This window comes from Methylophilus flavus (genome assembly GCF_042678905.1).
Classification (GTDB): Bacteria; Pseudomonadota; Gammaproteobacteria; order Burkholderiales; family Methylophilaceae; genus Methylophilus; species Methylophilus flavus.
Genome location: NZ_JBHTLN010000001.1, coordinates 1181238 through 1196431 on the forward strand (window position 1 = coordinate 1181238; position 15194 = coordinate 1196431).

At 51.4% G+C, this 15194-nt stretch carries 12 protein-coding genes and 2 tRNA genes; 10 read left to right on the forward strand and 4 right to left on the reverse strand.

The genetic code is table 11. The features are described 5' to 3' along the window. Positions 1 to 18 precede the first annotated feature (18 nt). Genes ACFQ2T_RS05760 through ACFQ2T_RS05770 form a run of 3 tightly spaced genes read right to left on the reverse strand, consistent with a single transcriptional unit; the run spans position 19 to position 3168 of the window. Positions 19 to 1404 carry a GldG family protein gene (locus ACFQ2T_RS05760; protein ID WP_379031725.1) on the reverse strand — a complete coding sequence of 462 codons (1386 nt, stop codon included), beginning with the start codon at positions 1402 to 1404 and terminating at the stop codon, positions 19 to 21. Between the two features lie 29 nt (positions 1405 to 1433). Next, positions 1434 to 2177 carry an ABC transporter permease gene (locus ACFQ2T_RS05765; protein ID WP_379031728.1) on the reverse strand — a complete coding sequence of 248 codons (744 nt, stop codon included), beginning with the start codon at positions 2175 to 2177 and terminating at the stop codon, positions 1434 to 1436. Between the two features lie 37 nt (positions 2178 to 2214). Further along, positions 2215 to 3168 (reverse strand): ABC transporter ATP-binding protein, encoded by a 954-nt coding sequence (locus tag ACFQ2T_RS05770; protein ID WP_379031731.1) that lies wholly within the window; start codon positions 3166 to 3168, stop codon positions 2215 to 2217. 306 nt (positions 3169 to 3474) lie between these two features. Between ACFQ2T_RS05770 and ACFQ2T_RS05775 the strand changes: the two genes are divergently transcribed. From ACFQ2T_RS05775 to pth, 8 genes are all read left to right on the forward strand, one after another. Then, a complete protein-coding gene (locus ACFQ2T_RS05775; RefSeq protein WP_379031734.1) occupies positions 3475 to 5181 on the forward strand; it encodes a tetratricopeptide repeat protein in 1707 nt (568 codons plus the stop codon). Further along, positions 5181 to 5813 (forward strand): lipoprotein insertase outer membrane protein LolB, encoded by a 633-nt coding sequence (lolB, locus tag ACFQ2T_RS05780; RefSeq protein ID WP_379031736.1) that lies wholly within the window; start codon positions 5181 to 5183, stop codon positions 5811 to 5813. Before ACFQ2T_RS05775 ends, lolB begins: the two co-directional genes overlap by 1 nt. Before the next feature lie 120 nt (positions 5814 to 5933). Then, a complete protein-coding gene (locus ACFQ2T_RS05785) occupies positions 5934 to 7367 on the forward strand; it encodes a carbonic anhydrase (RefSeq protein ID WP_379031739.1) in 1434 nt (477 codons plus the stop codon). Between the two features lie 16 nt (positions 7368 to 7383). Continuing rightward, complete coding sequence (ispE, locus tag ACFQ2T_RS05790; RefSeq protein WP_379031742.1) at positions 7384 to 8283, forward strand: 4-(cytidine 5'-diphospho)-2-C-methyl-D-erythritol kinase; 900 nt, start codon at positions 7384 to 7386, stop codon at positions 8281 to 8283. A 36-nt stretch (positions 8284 to 8319) separates the two neighbouring features. Continuing rightward, positions 8320 to 8396: transfer RNA gene (locus tag ACFQ2T_RS05795), tRNA-Gln, on the forward strand. 125 nt (positions 8397 to 8521) lie between these two features. Continuing rightward, positions 8522 to 9457, forward strand: a complete 936-nt coding sequence (locus ACFQ2T_RS05800; RefSeq protein ID WP_379033904.1) for a ribose-phosphate pyrophosphokinase — start codon at positions 8522 to 8524, stop codon at positions 9455 to 9457. Between the two features lie 174 nt (positions 9458 to 9631). Next, positions 9632 to 10252, forward strand: coding sequence for a 50S ribosomal protein L25/general stress protein Ctc (locus ACFQ2T_RS05805; protein WP_379031745.1), 621 nt, complete (start codon positions 9632 to 9634; stop codon positions 10250 to 10252). A gap of 122 nt (positions 10253 to 10374) precedes the next feature. Further along, on the forward strand, positions 10375 to 10947 hold the full coding sequence (gene pth / locus ACFQ2T_RS05810; protein WP_379031748.1) for an aminoacyl-tRNA hydrolase: 573 nt from the start codon (positions 10375 to 10377) through the stop codon (positions 10945 to 10947). Positions 10948 to 10972: 25 nt separating this feature from the next. Here the strand turns inward: pth and ACFQ2T_RS05815 are convergent, their stop codons facing one another. Further along, positions 10973 to 13735 (reverse strand): bifunctional diguanylate cyclase/phosphodiesterase, encoded by a 2763-nt coding sequence (locus ACFQ2T_RS05815; RefSeq protein WP_379031751.1) that lies wholly within the window; start codon positions 13733 to 13735, stop codon positions 10973 to 10975. Positions 13736 to 13945: 210 nt separating this feature from the next. Between ACFQ2T_RS05815 and ychF the strand changes: the two genes are divergently transcribed. Together ychF and ACFQ2T_RS05825 are read left to right on the forward strand one after the other, a co-directional pair. Beyond that, entirely contained in the window at positions 13946 to 15031 is a 1086-nt protein-coding gene (gene ychF / locus ACFQ2T_RS05820) for a redox-regulated ATPase YchF (RefSeq protein ID WP_379031754.1), read from the forward strand. A gap of 81 nt (positions 15032 to 15112) precedes the next feature. Next, positions 15113 to 15189 (forward strand) — tRNA-Met (locus ACFQ2T_RS05825). The last annotated feature ends 5 nt before the right edge of the window (positions 15190 to 15194 follow it).

Here is a 15194-nt window from a genome sequence, read left to right on the forward strand (position 1 = left end):
GACTTTAACAATTCAAACTCAGGCTTTGCGGCGTTTCCACCACAAGAACATGCCCGCAATCAGAATGACTACCGGCAATACATATTGCGTACCATAGCCCACGATCAATGCTGCTATCGAGCCGGAAGGGATGTTGATATTGATATCCTTCAACGGCATAGGCTGGATGGTAATCAGGCGGTCATCGCCAGCCAGCCAGTTAATGATGTTGATCCCCAGATCCAGGTTACCGCCATTGGTAATAAAGGTATTTGCCAGGAAGTTTGCATTACCGATCACCACCACGCGCTGCCCTTTTTTACCGTACTGACGCTCCAGCGCCACACCGATATTGATAGGGCCAGGTTTATCCTTGCCATGGTCAAAACGTACTTTGAGGTTTTGTGCCCCGGCAGGGATTTTGTCTGACTCCAGCCAGCCGTTCTGGGCCACATCGATCAGGCGTCCCACTTTCCAGCCTAAGTCGTCCGATGCGCGACCATCGACTTCATGCGCTTCCGGGAATACGGTACGCAACATAAAGTTACGCGTCACCGGATGGTCACCATACAGGCTGGCAAATGACATTTTAGGGTCGGCGCCGTACTGCTCAGCAGTACGGTCGACCACCATGCCTGGTGATACTTTAATGCCAAGATAATCAGCCACTTCCTGCAATCCACGCAGGTTGTCGTCATCCAGCAACCACAGCACATTGCCACCGGCCTCGATATAGGCTTTGATTTTTTTGGCTTCTACCGCACTGACGTCTACCTGCGGTGCTGCGATCACCAGCATGGAACCGTTGGCAGGGACTTCCTGGGCAATGGTCAAATCCGGGTTGGCAAATTTAAAACCTTTGCTTTCCAGCTGTTTGCCGAACTCGCCGAGGTCGTGGTTTTTCACACCTTGCAACAAGCGCTCGCCATGCCCATCCAGGTACATAACCGGCTGGTTATTGGTGCGTGACAGGCGCACCAGCAGATTGGTCATTTCCTGTTCGGCAAACGGCGGATTGATATGCTCGCTACGCTTGTTGTATTCGACAATGGTTTCGCCATCGACCTTGACGCCGGCTTCCTGCGCCAGCTTGGGCTCTTCGGATGGATTGACGAAGGTGATGAAGATATTTTTCTTTTCACGCTGGTAACGTGCGACGAAATCAAGCATCCCCTTGCGGAAAGTATCGCCGTTATTTGCATCATCCTTGGTGGCGTAGACGGTGATATTGATATCGCCATCCATTTGCTTGAGCACGTTGACACTGCCCTGGGTCAGGATATTGCGGTTGGCCTGGGTGATATCCCTGGTCCAGCGATATTGACTTGAGAGGTAGCCCAGCATGACGATCAGGGCCAGAAACACCAGCACAAACATCCAGTTTTGGGCCAGCAACTGCAGTCTTAACTTACGATTAATTTTCATAATGCTTTCAAACTCAAAATCAGTTCGCGTTAACCGCGCAGACGATCAGCATCCAGGCGACGGATGGTCAATGTTAAAAATGTCACGATAAATAAAATAAAGAAGGCCAGGTCAGCGGTATCAATCAGCCCGCTGGCGAACGATTGAAAATGCGTAGAGAAAGAAAACTGGCCTGCGACGTTGGTAGGATCATTGGCGAAAAAACGTCCCAGGATCATCAGGATAAAAGAAAAAATAAAGCTCAGGATACCGGCGATAATCGGCTGCGATGTCAGGCTGGAGAAGTAAATCCCTAATGCACAGAAGCTGCCAACCAGCAAAAACAAGCCTATGGTATTCGCCACAATGTAGCCAAAATCGATGTCCGACCACAGGTTCAGCGTAGACAGCATCAGGCCTATATATATGATCAATGTCGCCAGGAAGGCCATCAGGCCTAAAAACTTGCCAACGACGATATCAGTGATCGATAACGGCGAGCTGAACAAAAATGGCATGGTCTGGCTACGGCGCTCTTCAGCAATCAGCCGCATGGATAGCAAAGGCACGGCGAACAGCATGATAAATGACGCTGACCCATACACGCTCTGCGATACAGATTGCGTAATACCAAACCTTTCTGCCGGGCGGATGGCACCGGAGGCAACATCCAGGTAATCAGTCACGCCATTGGCAAAGTAGTTACCAAACATGGCGGCGATCACCGCCAGGATAATCCACCCCATCGGTGAGGCGAACATGCTTTGCAGCTCTTTTCTTGCAATATTCAACATTGGAGGTCTTTCAACATAGGTGGTCTTGCTGGTCAGCTTACGCCGCTTTTGGGAGGTCGGTAGAACTGGCAGCGTCCTGATAGGTGAGCTGGACGAAGACATCTTCCAGGCTGGTCTGGTCAGGCGCGATATGGTACAGCCCCCAGCCGTGTTTCACTGCGGCCTGCACAATGGCTTCGTGCGGCTGGCTGCCTTCATTGAAACGGATACGCCACAGGCCATCTGCCGGTTCGGCTTCCGCCACCCCGTCAATCGCCAGTAGTTGCGTAACATCCGGCACCTGGCGCAGGCCCACCAGCAGCTTGTTACCAATGCGCTGCTGCTTGAGCACATCGATGCCGCCATTGAACACCAGCTTGCCCTTGTCGATGATCTGCACATGGTCACAGACCATTTCCACTTCCGGCAGGATATGGGTAGACACGATCACACTGTGTTCCTGGCCGATCTCCTTGATCAGGGCACGGATATCGCGGATCTGGATAGGATCCAGGCCGACGGTGGGTTCATCGAGAATCACCACCATCGGGTTATGAATAATGGCCTGGGCAATGCCCACACGCTGCTGGTAACCGTTAGACAGGTTCTCAATCAGGCGCTTGCTCATATGCGTCAAGCCACAGCGCTCTTTGGCATGCTCAACCGCTTTTTTAAGATGCTTGCTGGAGACATTGTGCAGGCGCGCAGCAATGGTCAGGTATTCGTCTACTGTAAATTCTTTATATAAAGGACGCATTTCAGGCAGGTAGCCGATTAAGGCTTTGGCTTCCTTGGGGCTTTCGATCATGTCGATGCCACAGATTTTGACGCTCCCGGCACTCGGTGCCAGATTACCGGTCAACATTTTCATGGTGGTCGATTTACCCGCGCCGTTTGGCCCTAGAAAACCTAATACCTGGCCCTGCTGCAGGTTGAAAGTCACATCGCTCACCGCGGCGCGACCTCCATAAAGACGGGTCAACTCAATTGCTTCTACTGTCAAATTTGCCATAATTCTTCCACACACTTGCTGCCCAGGGACTCTTTGATACTAATATTACTCACCGTTTGAATGCAATACCGGCAAGTAAATTCCTAGACAAAGTTTTCACCAAAAAGTTATAGTGACATACACGACGTTTTAACCTGCATCAAGACGCCAATTACAATTCATTTACAAATCGCACATTATGGATGAACTTGCAGCAACTGTCACGGACTAAACTAAAATTCAGCCTTACTTTAGCCCGCTTCGTGCCCGTCACCTTAGCCTTCAAAAACAGACTTAAAGAACAGCATTATTAAACAGGAATCCAGTATGCCTCAAACCCGCCATTTCAAGCTCAAACCTACTTTATTGCGCCGTCCGGCGTTGGCGCTGTGGCTTGCGTTAATGGCTCCTCCTGTCTGGTCTGCCAGCACCACGGCCACCATGACCACCCCCACTGCCGAGTTTGTTTACAAATACCTGCTCGGCGAAGTCGCCGCCCAGCGCGGTGAGTTTGTGCTCGCCAGCCAGTTGTTTCTGGATTTAGCCAAACAGACGCGCGACCCTTTGCTGGCAGAACGCGCCACCCAGGCAGCCACCATCGCACGCGCACCGCAACTGGCTCTACCTTCGGCAGAGTTGTGGTCAGAACTGGTGCCGGACTCCATCCCCGCTGCACAGACCGCCAGCCAGTTACTGATTGCCAACGGTGAATTGAAAAAAGCGGTGCCGAATATCCAGAAGGTACTGGCCGATGAACGTATCCGCCCAAGTGCGTTTATGGAACTCAACAGTCTGATGATGCGCGTGACAGATAAAAAAAGTGTGCTGGAAACCATACAGCTGCTGGCCAAGCCTTACCCTAAATTGCCAGAAGCGCATTTTGCCATCTCGCAGGCGGCCTATTTTGCGCGCAATGAAGCCTTGATGGAAAAAGAGCTGAAAGAGGCCTCAAAACTGCGTCCGGGCTGGGAAGCACCGGCGCAAATCCGCGGCCAGATGCTGAGCGAAAAAGACCCGCAAAAAGGCATCGCCTACTACCGTGAATTCCTCAAAGATCACCCCGATGCTGACCAGATCAGGCTGGCACTGGCTCGCACTCTGTTAGTCCAGAAAAATGCCGCCGAGGCCAAAGTGGAGTTCACAAAACTGGTGGAAAGACACCAGAACAATCCTGAAATGAATGTCATTGTCGGCTTGCTGGCACTGGATGCGAAAGAGTATGAGTTTGCAGACCGCTATCTGGAACATGCCCTGAACGTCGGCTTCAAGGAGCCTAACAGGATTTATTTCAACCTGGGCCGCTCTGCCGCAGAACAGCACGATGATGCACGTGCCCTGCAATGGTTTGACAAAATTAACGATGGCGAACAGTTCCTGGCTGGCAGGTTTGCCGCCGCGGCGATTATTTCGCGTCGCGATGGTATTGATGCCGCGATCACCATGCTGGACAACGTCAATGGACTGACTGCTGAACAACAGACCCTGGTCATTCAAAACCAGGCTTTAATGCTCAACCAAGCGAAACGCACTAAAGAAGCCTATGCGCTGCTCGAAAAAGCGGTGCAGACATATCCGGACAGCCCCGAACTTTTATATGATTACGCCCTGAATGCCGAACGCGTAGGTAACTTCAAGGTCATGGAAGATACTTTAAATAAAGTCATCAAACTCAAGCCGGATTTTGCTGCCGCCTACAATGCACTGGGTTATTCGTATGCTGACCGCAACATCAACCTGGTCGAAGCGAAAAACCTGATTGAAACCGCGACCAAGCTGTCCCCTGAAGACCATTACATCATGGACAGCCTGGGCTGGGTGTATTACAGGCTGGGCGACATTGGCCATGCGATAGAACAGTTACGCCGCGCCTATGCCATCCAGCAAGACCCGGAAATTGCCGCGCACCTGGCCGAAGTATTGTGGAAACAGGGCCAGCGTGAGGAAGCCAAACAGATACTGGATCAGGCACTGTCTGCCAACCCTGATAATGAAGTGCTGGCTTCGACCGCACAGAAACTGAAATCCAGCCTGTAATGCGTATGCTGCAAATGCCAATTCCCCTGGCGTGGGGCAGAATGGCTGCCGCCTGTTTGTTAGCAATCACGGTGACTGCTTGCAGCACCGTGCCCAAGCCACCTTTGAGCCAGACTGCCAACAGCGCGACGCAGCAACGTATGCAGAAACTGGCGGCCGTCCAGCAGTTCTCCCTCGAAGCCAAACTGGCCGTGCAATATAGCGGTAAAGGCTACACGGCCCGCCTGGAATGGCAACATGCAGGCCAGGAAGACCATATGCGGATTTTCAGCCCGCTCGGCCAACAGGTCGCGCTGATTCATCGCACCGCACAATCGGTGACGCTGACAGACCAGAATGGCAAGCAACACCATGCCGCCGATGTCGCCAGCCTGACCGAGCGTTTGCTGGGCTGGCGCTTGCCGCTGGCAGGTTTGAGCCAGTGGATATTAGGCATACCGCATAACGCCAGCCCTTACCAGGCCAGCTACCTCGCCAGCGGCGAACCAGCCACACTCACGCAGGATGACTGGCGTATCGAATACGAGGATTACCAGGCCACTGCACTTAATGGTATGACAGAGTCCTTGCCATACACTACCCGTTTGCAGCAGCAGGACGTCAGGTTGAAACTGGTGATCCAGCATTGGTAACTCAGCCCTGCTAATTTAACTCAACCCCAAACCAGGTATCAGGACCGCGCTGCATATAGCTTCCCGCAAAACGCTGCGTTTTTAACTAAAGATTCACCACCAGCTGTCGATAATGGCACTATGAGCCGTTATCTGTTTTCACTCAATTTCTCCCGTTTTTGGCTAGCCTCCAGCCTACTGGTACTCGCCTGCTTGCGCCCTGTGGATGGACAAGCAGCACAATGGCTATCGATCAAGAAAACAGACAACAACCAGTTGATGGTGGACAAACAGTCACTGGTAGAAGAAAAAACCTATATTAAAGCCTGGGTGAAAGTGGATTACCGCGAGCCGCAGAAAAATGTGGAATCGGTGGATCGTGTGTACAACCACGCCAAAGCCTTGTGGTATTTCGATTGCGCCAAGCGCAAAGCGGCGACCATACAGGTGTTTCAATATGACCAGGGTGAACTGGTCTATTCCGCAGGCACCACACTCAAGCAGGCTGACTTTATCGAGCCAGTGCCTGATTCCGAAGTGGAAATCACCCAGCAATATGCCTGCAAATGGCAAGCCAAGGAAAAACAGCGCGCTGAAGCCATCGCTAACCGTGCCGCCAACCCGATACAACCTGCGGTCGCCAGCGATAAAGATAAACCGGCTGCTACCAACAGTGTGGCTGAGCCAGCCCCTGCCACGCCCGCAGAAACCAAGCCTGCCGACAAAGCGGCCAGTAAACCTGCAGATAAAGCAACTGGTCAAAATACTGCCGCGGCGAAACCGGCAGAAGAAAAACCGGCAGCCGGGAAAGAGACTTCGGCCAAGGAAGCTGCCGCCAAAAAGTCTGAACAGCCGCCTGCTGCAGAGCATGCCAAAGACAAATCCGCAAAAGATAATAAAGAGGATAAATCCTGGGCATATAGTGGTCCACGCGGACCCGAGAAATGGGGCAGCCTCAACCCAGACTATGCCGTGTGTAACGCAGGCAGCCAGCAATCGCCGATCAATGTGGACAATACGATTACCGCAGCACTCAAGCCGATCAAACGCTTGCAGAAATTCCCGCTGAAGAACATCGCGCTGAAAAATCACAGCTTGATCCTCGATGCGGGGACCGGCAATATGATGGTGTTGGACCAAAAGCCATACCAGTTGAAATATATCAGCGTGCATGCGCCTTCCGAGCACCAGATCAAACAGAAGTCCTATGCGGCAGAATTGCAGATGGTGCATGAGGACAAAGCCGGTCATCGTGTGATTATTGCCGTGATGATGGAAGAAGGCGCGGCCAACAGCACGATAGACACGCTGCTTAACAGCGTCCCGAAAGAGAAAGAGCAAAGCAAGTCACTGGCTATCCGCGTCACACCGGCAGACTTGATGCCTGCAAAACCGGCTTATTACCGCTACACCGGCTCATTGACTTCGCCGCCATGCACGGAAGGCGTTCAGTGGATCATCATGAAAGAAGCCTTGAAAATCTCCAAGGGGCAACTGACCAGCCTGCAACAGGCGATAGGTGAACCTAACCTGCGCCCGATTCAGGATAGCCAGGGCCGCATGATCCTGGAGTAACAACACTTGGTAATTCATGCGCATGCTTTACAATACGCGCATGGATGCTTCATTATTTCTCGCCCCGTGCAAACTCAACCTGTTTTTACATATCACCGGCCGCCGTGCAGATGGCTACCATGCATTGCAAAGTATTTTCCTGCTGCTGGACCATGGTGATGACCTGCGCATCACACTGCGCACAGATGGGCAACTTTTGCTGCAAAACCCCTTGCCGGGTGTATTGCCGGAAAATGACCTGACCATACGCGCGGCGCGCGCTTTACAAATATCCAGCAACTGCCGGCTCGGCGCCGACATCCATTGCACCAAACGTACGCCTATGGGTGGCGGACTGGGCGGCGGCAGCTCGGATGCTGCAACTGTGCTGCTAGCCCTGAACCAATTATGGCAATTAGGCTATACCCGCCAGCAACTGATGCAGATTGGGTTAACACTGGGCGCCGATGTCCCGGTATTTATCTTTGGTCAACCTGCCTGGGCAGAAGGCGTAGGCGAGCAGCTTTCTGCAGTCGAATTACCGCCTGAGATTATGAATAAATACTATGTGGTGATTACCCCGCAAATTCAGGTTCCAACGGCTGAAATATTTGCACACCAAGCATTGACAAGAGATTCAAAACCATTGAGAATAGCGGACTTTTCAAACGGCGCTAATTCCAGCGCGTTCTGGCAGCAAGTCAGAAACGATATGGAACCGGTTGTTTGTGCGCTCTACCCTGAAGTTAACAATACGTTGGCCTGGTTAAAACAATACGGCGATGCTCGTATGAGTGGCTCCGGCGCTTCAGTATTTGTTGCGGTAGACAATGCAAAAAAAGCAGATGAATTGATTGCAAACAGACCAGAAAACACTTCTGGTTTTTGGGCAAAAGGGTTAAAATACCATCCGCTTTTCAGCTCGGCGAAAGATTAAATCGCCAGCAGTAAAGTGATAGTTAAGACAAGTTTTTGGGGAGTCGCCAAGCTGGTTAAGGCACCGGATTTTGATTCCGGCATGCGAAGGTTCGAATCCTTCCTCCTCAGCCAAATATAAAGCGTGTAGATTTAACAATTTACACGCTTATTTTTTTGTAGATTTCTGCCTCCGGCAGGAATTCGGGTTTTAAAACATCGTTTTCGCTGAAAAGGGTTCAACGTTGAGTAATGCCAACATGATGGTTTTTACCGGCAATGCCAATCCGGTACTGGCACAAGAAGTTGCCACGCATTTGGGCATTGAATTAGGGCGCGCCGATGTTGGCCGGTTTTCAGATGGTGAGATCATGCTCGAGCTGCTGGAAAACGTACGCGGCCGCGATGTATTCGTGCTGCAATCCACCAGCTATCCGACCAATGACAGCCTGATGGAAGTCATGGTGATGGTGGACGCATTGCGCCGTTCATCTGCCGGACGCATCACCGCAGCGATTCCCTACCTCGGTTATTCACGCCAAGACAGACGCCCGCGCTCTGCCCGTGTCGCGATCACCGCAAAAGTAGTCGCTAATATGCTGACCAGCGTGGGTGTCAACCGCTTGCTGACCATGGATCTGCACTCTGACCAGATTCAGGGTTTCTTTGATATCCCGGTTGATAACATTTATGCCACGCCGATTTTGCTGGATGACCTGGTAGAACAAAAGTATGAAAACCTGGTGGTAGTGTCACCAGATGTGGGTGGTGTAGTACGTGCACGCGCCGCCGCCAAACAACTGAATGCCGACCTGGCGATTATCGACAAACGCCGCCCGAAAGCGAACGTTGCCAAGGTCATGAATATTATTGGTGAAGTGGAAGGCCGTACCTGTGTCATCATGGATGATATGGTGGATACGGCAAACACACTGTGTGAAGCCGCTGCTGCCTTGAAAAACCAGGGTGCATTGAAAGTGGTGGCATATGCCACCCACCCGGTATTGTCCGGTGGTGCAGGCGAGCGCATCATGGCTTCCGAGCTGGATGAGCTGGTAGTGACCAACACCATTGCATTGAACACCAATGCACAGAACTGTCCAAAGATACGCCAGCTGAGTGCCGCCACATTATTGGCAGAAACCATCAAGCGTATCAGCCAGGAAGAATCCGTTTCTTCGCTATTTATGGATTGAAAATCCATAAATTAAGTTAAATAGCATGGATTGAAAATCCATAAATCAAGTTAGATGGCATGGACTAAGGCTGAATAGCCCAGAATTAAAAGTTTAGATTTACACCACCAGCTGGTCGCGGCGGGTGGATTTTAGTGCAGTACCACCATTTATGGTGTTTTTAGGAGTTCTCAAATGAGTATCGAAATTAAAGCCGTCAAACGTGACGTTAAAGGTACGGGTGCGAGCCGCCGCCTGCGTCGCGCTGGCAGTGTGCCAGGTGTCGTATATGGTGGTGAGCAGCCTGCTGTCTCCCTCGAGTTTGATCACAAAGAATTGTTTCTGCAGTTCCGCCACGAAGCGTTCCACGCTTCTATCCTGAGCCTGGTTCTGGATGGCAAAACAGAAAGCGTATTACTGCGTGACTACCAACTGCACCCGGTGCGCAATACCATCCAGCACATCGACTTCCAGCGTGTGTCTGCTTCAGAAAAAATCCACGTGAAAGTGCCTTTCCACTTCGTAAACGAAGATGCAGCACCTGGCGTGAAACTGGGCGGCGGTAGCATCTCCCACATCCAGACTGAAGCTGATATCAGCTGCCTGGCAAAAGACCTGCCAGAGTTTATTGAAATCGACCTGGGTAACCTGGAAACCGGCCACTCAGTACACTTGTCAGAAGTAAAACTGCCTAAAGGCGTTGAATTCGTACAACTGGCACACGGTGCTGATGCAGCGATCGCAACGATTCTGAAACCACGCGGTGGTGAAGACGATGCGGCTGAAGCTGAAGTAGAGACACCAGCAGCGGAATAATCGGCTTTACAGTCGTTTTAACGCTAAAATAAACGCGCACAACCTTGTGCGCGTTTTTTTATTAGCACGTTTACTCACAGCGGCCAATTTGATCGCTGCGCATTTTAATCAAAGACAATGGCATGAGCGGGATCAAATTAATTGTAGGGTTGGGTAATCCGGGCGAGAAATACACCATGACCCGGCATAACGCTGGCTTCTGGCTGGTCGATTTATTGGGACAGCAATCCGGTAGTCGCCTGTCTGCTGAAGCCAGGCTGTTTGGTATCGCCGGCAAATGGCAACCGCACACGGATAAATGGTTGCTTAAACCGACCACGTTTATGAACGCCAGTGGCAAATCTGTCGCGGCGATTGCCAATTACTACAAAATCACGCCAACCGAGATACTGGTGGTACATGATGAACTGGATCTGCCACCCGGCCAGGCCAAACTGAAGTTTGGCGGCGGGCACGGTGGCCATAATGGCCTGCGTGATATCCATGCCGCCTTGAATACGGCGGATTACTGGCGTCTGCGGTTAGGTATAGGCCACCCTGGCAACAAGGCAGAAGTGGTAAATTATGTGCTGAAAGCAGCGGGTAAAGAAGAACAGCAGGCGATTGATGAGAGCATTATCAAGTCCACTACCGTGACCGACCTGCTGGCTCAAGGGCAGTTTGAAAAAGCGATGCTGCAATTACATAGCAAATAGCAGCACGTGATGATTTGAGGTGTAGCTATTGCGCGACCGGATGTTGCTGCCACTGCTGCACCCATGCCACGAAATCATCGGGCCGCAATGGCCGCGAGAAATAGAAACCCTGGCCGTGATCACAACCCATATCGCGCAATATTTCCAACTGGCACTGGCTTTCAATGCCTTCCGCAATCACCTGCATGCCGAGGCTATGTGCCATCATGATGATGGCGCGGCACAAAGCTGCATCCTCACTGGAAGTCTCCAGTTCGCGCACAAATGAACGGTCTATCTTGACATAATCAATCGGGAATTTTTTCAGGTAAGACAATGATGAATAGCCAGTACCAAAATCATCCAGCGCCACCTGCACACCCGCCTGCTGATAAAGTGCCAGGCGTTCACTCACCTGGGAATTAGCATCCATCAGCAAGCGCTCGGTGATTTCCACCACCACCATATTGCGCTCAGTCATGCCGTTTGAAATATCTTTTAGCCAATCCTGCTGCTTTTTATACTCTGCCGCAAACTGCACCGGGGATTTATTGATCGCCACCTGGAAATCAGCATGCAAACTCTCCCGCCATGCACGGCATTGCTCAATCGCGGTTTTAAATACCCACTCGCCTATCGGCACTATCAGCAAGGTATCTTCTGCAATCCCAATAAACTCCATCGGCGGGATAACGCCTTTTACCGGGTGCTGCCAGCGTATCAGCGCTTCCGCTTTTAACACAGCGTTACTTTGCAGGTTCACCACCGGCTGGTATTCGAGAAAAAACTGCTGGCCCTTAATCGCCATATGCAAATCGTGCGACAGCAGCATGCGATTCTCTGCGTGCTCCTGCATACGCGGCGTAAAGTAGGTAAAGCAGTTACCGCCCTTCTGCTTGGAGGCATACATGGCCTGATCCACCCGTTTCATCAGGTCATCTTTATTACTGGCATCATCCGGAAAAATCGCAATACCGAGGCTGGCGGCGACATAAGCATGGGTATGCTCCAGCTTGAATGGCATAGACAAACTATCAATCACCTTCTGTGCAATATCCTCAACATAAGCAGCATGTGCCTCGGTGAGCATCAATACAAATTCGTCGCCGCCCAACCTAGCCACCAGGCCGTTTTCATCGATACATTGTGTCAGGCGCTGACCAGCATGTTTCAGCAACAGGTCGCCCTGGTCATGCCCTTGCGAATCATTCACCTCTTTAAAACGGTCGAGGTCGAGAAAAATAATCGCCACTTTATGGTTATTGTTCTTAACAAGTCGTAATTGCTGGTCCAGGCGGTCAAAAAACATGCGCCGGTTTGGCAAGCCAGTCAGCGTATCCACATTGGCGTATTGCCAGATCGCCTCTTCAGATTGCTTGATTTTGCTAATATCTGCCAAAGTGCCCAGCAAACGCAGAGACTTGCCCTCGTCATCACGCCTGAACACCATGCCGCGGTCATACACCCATTTCCAGCTACCATCCTTACACGCCATGCGGTATTCCATTGCATAATGGTCACGCTCGCCATCCAGTACCTGTTGCAGCATAGCCATCGCCGCCGGGTAATCATCCTCATGAATACGTTTATGCCAGCTGGCAGGCTGGTGATCAAACTCATGAGGCTGGAATCCAAGCATGCTTTTCCAGCGGTCAGAATACACAATGCGCGATTCAGGCACATACCAATCCCACAGGCCATCACCGGTACTTTCCAGCGCCAGCATCCAGCGCTGCTCGCTGGTGTTGAATTCCTGGTTGAATTTTTCCAGTGCCTGCTGGGTCTGGCTACGCATCACTGCGAAATAGGCTATTCCGCCCAGCAACATACTGAGGAAAATTCCCAGAATACCGATGCGATTGGCCTGCCCGTAATCAATCGTCGCTTCAAACGCAGGGGTGGAACGGGCCCGCAAGCTCCATTCCTGCCCATTGATGCTCAGCACATGAGACATGCCGTAAATCGCCTTGAGTGTGTGCAGTTGCGATTCGTCATTGCTGTGATACAACGGCGTCTGACCGTTGCCTTTCACATGGTCAAACACATCAATATGCAAATGCCTAAGCTCTGTCTGGTGCAGCGCTTCACTCAAGAAAACCGCCACATCGAAACGTAAAAATACCCAGCCATTGAGCAAGCGGCGGCGGTCATGCGCGGGAATATCCGCCAGCTTGCCGCGATAAAGTGGCGCATGCAACACATAATGTTTTCGCAGCGGCAAGATATCATCTATCATCGAATGGGTAGCCATTATCACCTGTCCACCATCCCCGGCCGCCAGCAAATCAGACCTTATCGCCGCATGACCAAAAGCATTCTTGAGCAATACTTCGCGGTTGGTATCGTTGCGCGGCTCCACATAGATGATAGGGGCGAACTCTGCCCCCTTGTACGAATTGCCGCGCTCCTGCAACAGTTTCTGGATAGGCATTTCCAGGTCTTTAAAAGTATCAGGGTGCTGCAGGTTGATATATTTGATAAACCCAATGGCACTCAGGCTGGCATCACCGGGGCGCTCAATAAAGTCGTTCACGTAGAGTTTGAATTCATCGGCAGAGACATGCTCTGAAGAGGTATAAAGCTGTTCAACACCCTTCAATATCTGGCGGTAGGCTTCTATCCTGTGCTGAATATCTTCCGCTGCACCGACGACGAATTGCCTGAATTGTATCTCCTGCAATGCTTCCGCATGGTGCCGTTCGCTGATCCACAGCAAAAGTGTAGTCAGCACCGCTCCCGAAAAAATCACCCCGGCAATCCAGCGCGACATTAGGAGTTGTCGCAACGGCGCCATATCGAAAAGAAACATTTCTCATCCTTATCCAGGAAGATGCATGACAGTTTTTATTATGCCCCCACTGTCATGCGCTGTATATTAATAATCCTGCCGCCGCCCGCTCCGGGTCGTGCATTGCAAGATACTTTTGTTGTATTTCTTTACTAACGGTAAAATATCACTTTTATTCAATGCCAGCCGCAAAAATCTTGCGCGGCAGCACACACTGAAAGCCACTCCATTATGAAATGCGGTATTGTCGGCCTGCCAAACGTAGGCAAATCCACCCTGTTCAATGCGATCACCAAAGCCGGTATCGCCGCAGAAAACTACCCCTTCTGTACTATCGAGCCCAATGTCGGCATTGTTGAAGTGCCGGATAACCGCCTGCAACCGCTGATCGACCTGGTCAAGCCGCAAAAAGTACAACCGGCGATTGTTGAATTCGTGGATATTGCCGGCCTGGTTGCCGGCGCTTCCAAAGGCGAAGGCCTGGGCAACAAATTCCTCGCCAACATCCGCGAGACTGACGCCATTGCCCACGTGGTGCGCTGCTTCGAAGACGGCAATGTGATTCACGTGGCTGGCAAAATCGACCCGCTGGCGGATATTGAAGTCATCAATACCGAGCTGGCACTGGCGGATATGGAAACCGTAGAAAAAACCATGCAGCGCGAAGGCAAAAAAGCCAAAAGTGGCGACAAAGACGCCATTGCGCTGGTAAAGGTGCTGGATAAAGTCCTGCCATGCCTCAACGAAGCCAAAGCCGTACGCACACTGAACCTGGATGCAGATGAAATCAACCTGCTCAAGCCGCTTTGCCTGATCACCGTCAAGCCAGTGATGTACATCACCAACGTGATTGAAGGCGGGTTTGAAAACAACCCGCATCTGGACAAAGTATTAGCCCTGGCAAAAACCGAAAAAGCACCCGTCGTAACTATCTGCGCCAAAATCGAAGGCGAAATCTCCGAACTGGAAGAAGAAGACAAACTGCTGTTCCTGGAAGAGCTAGGCCAGGATGAACCAGGCCTCAACCGTGTTATCCGCGCAGCTTATGATTTGCTGGGCCTGCAAACCTACTTCACCGCCGGCGTACAGGAAGTACGCGCCTGGACCGTGAAAAAAGGCGCCACCGCACCGCAAGCCGCAGGGGTGATCCATACCGACTTTGAACGCGGCTTTATCCGTGCCGAAGTGATCGCCTACAACGACTACGTGCAATACAAAGGTGAAAAAGGCTCGCAGGAAGCCGGCAAAATGCGCCTGGAAGGCAAGGAATACATCGTGCAGGACGGCGATGTCATGCACTTCCGCTTCAATGTTTAATTGACTTAAAAGACTACGAAAACACTATAAACGATTGTTGTCGTCCCTAGACACAACTGCTATAATCGCGGTCTTTCAAATGGTGATGTAGCTCAGCTGGTTAGAGCACAGGATTCATAATCCTGGGGTCGAGGGTTCAAGTCCCTCTTTCACCACCAAAATT

What these genes read in the sequence shown, in the direction of transcription:
- ACFQ2T_RS05760 (WP_379031725.1), bottom strand. Translation starts at nt 1,404, where the DNA reads ATGAAAATTAATCGTAAGTTAAGACTGCAGTTGCTGGCCCAAAACTGG.
- ACFQ2T_RS05765 (WP_379031728.1), bottom strand. Translation starts at nt 2,177, where the DNA reads ATGTTGAATATTGCAAGAAAAGAGCTGCAAAGCATGTTCGCCTCACCG.
- ACFQ2T_RS05770 (WP_379031731.1), bottom strand. Translation starts at nt 3,168, where the DNA reads ATGGCAAATTTGACAGTAGAAGCAATTGAGTTGACCCGTCTTTATGGA.
- ACFQ2T_RS05775 (WP_379031734.1), top strand. Translation starts at nt 3,475, where the DNA reads ATGCCTCAAACCCGCCATTTCAAGCTCAAACCTACTTTATTGCGCCGT.
- lolB (WP_379031736.1), top strand. Translation starts at nt 5,181, where the DNA reads ATGCGTATGCTGCAAATGCCAATTCCCCTGGCGTGGGGCAGAATGGCT.
- ACFQ2T_RS05785 (WP_379031739.1), top strand. Translation starts at nt 5,934, where the DNA reads ATGAGCCGTTATCTGTTTTCACTCAATTTCTCCCGTTTTTGGCTAGCC.
- ispE (WP_379031742.1), top strand. Translation starts at nt 7,384, where the DNA reads ATGCGCATGCTTTACAATACGCGCATGGATGCTTCATTATTTCTCGCC.
- ACFQ2T_RS05800 (WP_379033904.1), top strand. Translation starts at nt 8,522, where the DNA reads ATGATGGTTTTTACCGGCAATGCCAATCCGGTACTGGCACAAGAAGTT.
- ACFQ2T_RS05805 (WP_379031745.1), top strand. Translation starts at nt 9,632, where the DNA reads ATGAGTATCGAAATTAAAGCCGTCAAACGTGACGTTAAAGGTACGGGT.
- pth (WP_379031748.1), top strand. Translation starts at nt 10,375, where the DNA reads ATGAGCGGGATCAAATTAATTGTAGGGTTGGGTAATCCGGGCGAGAAA.
- ACFQ2T_RS05815 (WP_379031751.1), bottom strand. Translation starts at nt 13,735, where the DNA reads ATGTTTCTTTTCGATATGGCGCCGTTGCGACAACTCCTAATGTCGCGC.
- ychF (WP_379031754.1), top strand. Translation starts at nt 13,946, where the DNA reads ATGAAATGCGGTATTGTCGGCCTGCCAAACGTAGGCAAATCCACCCTG.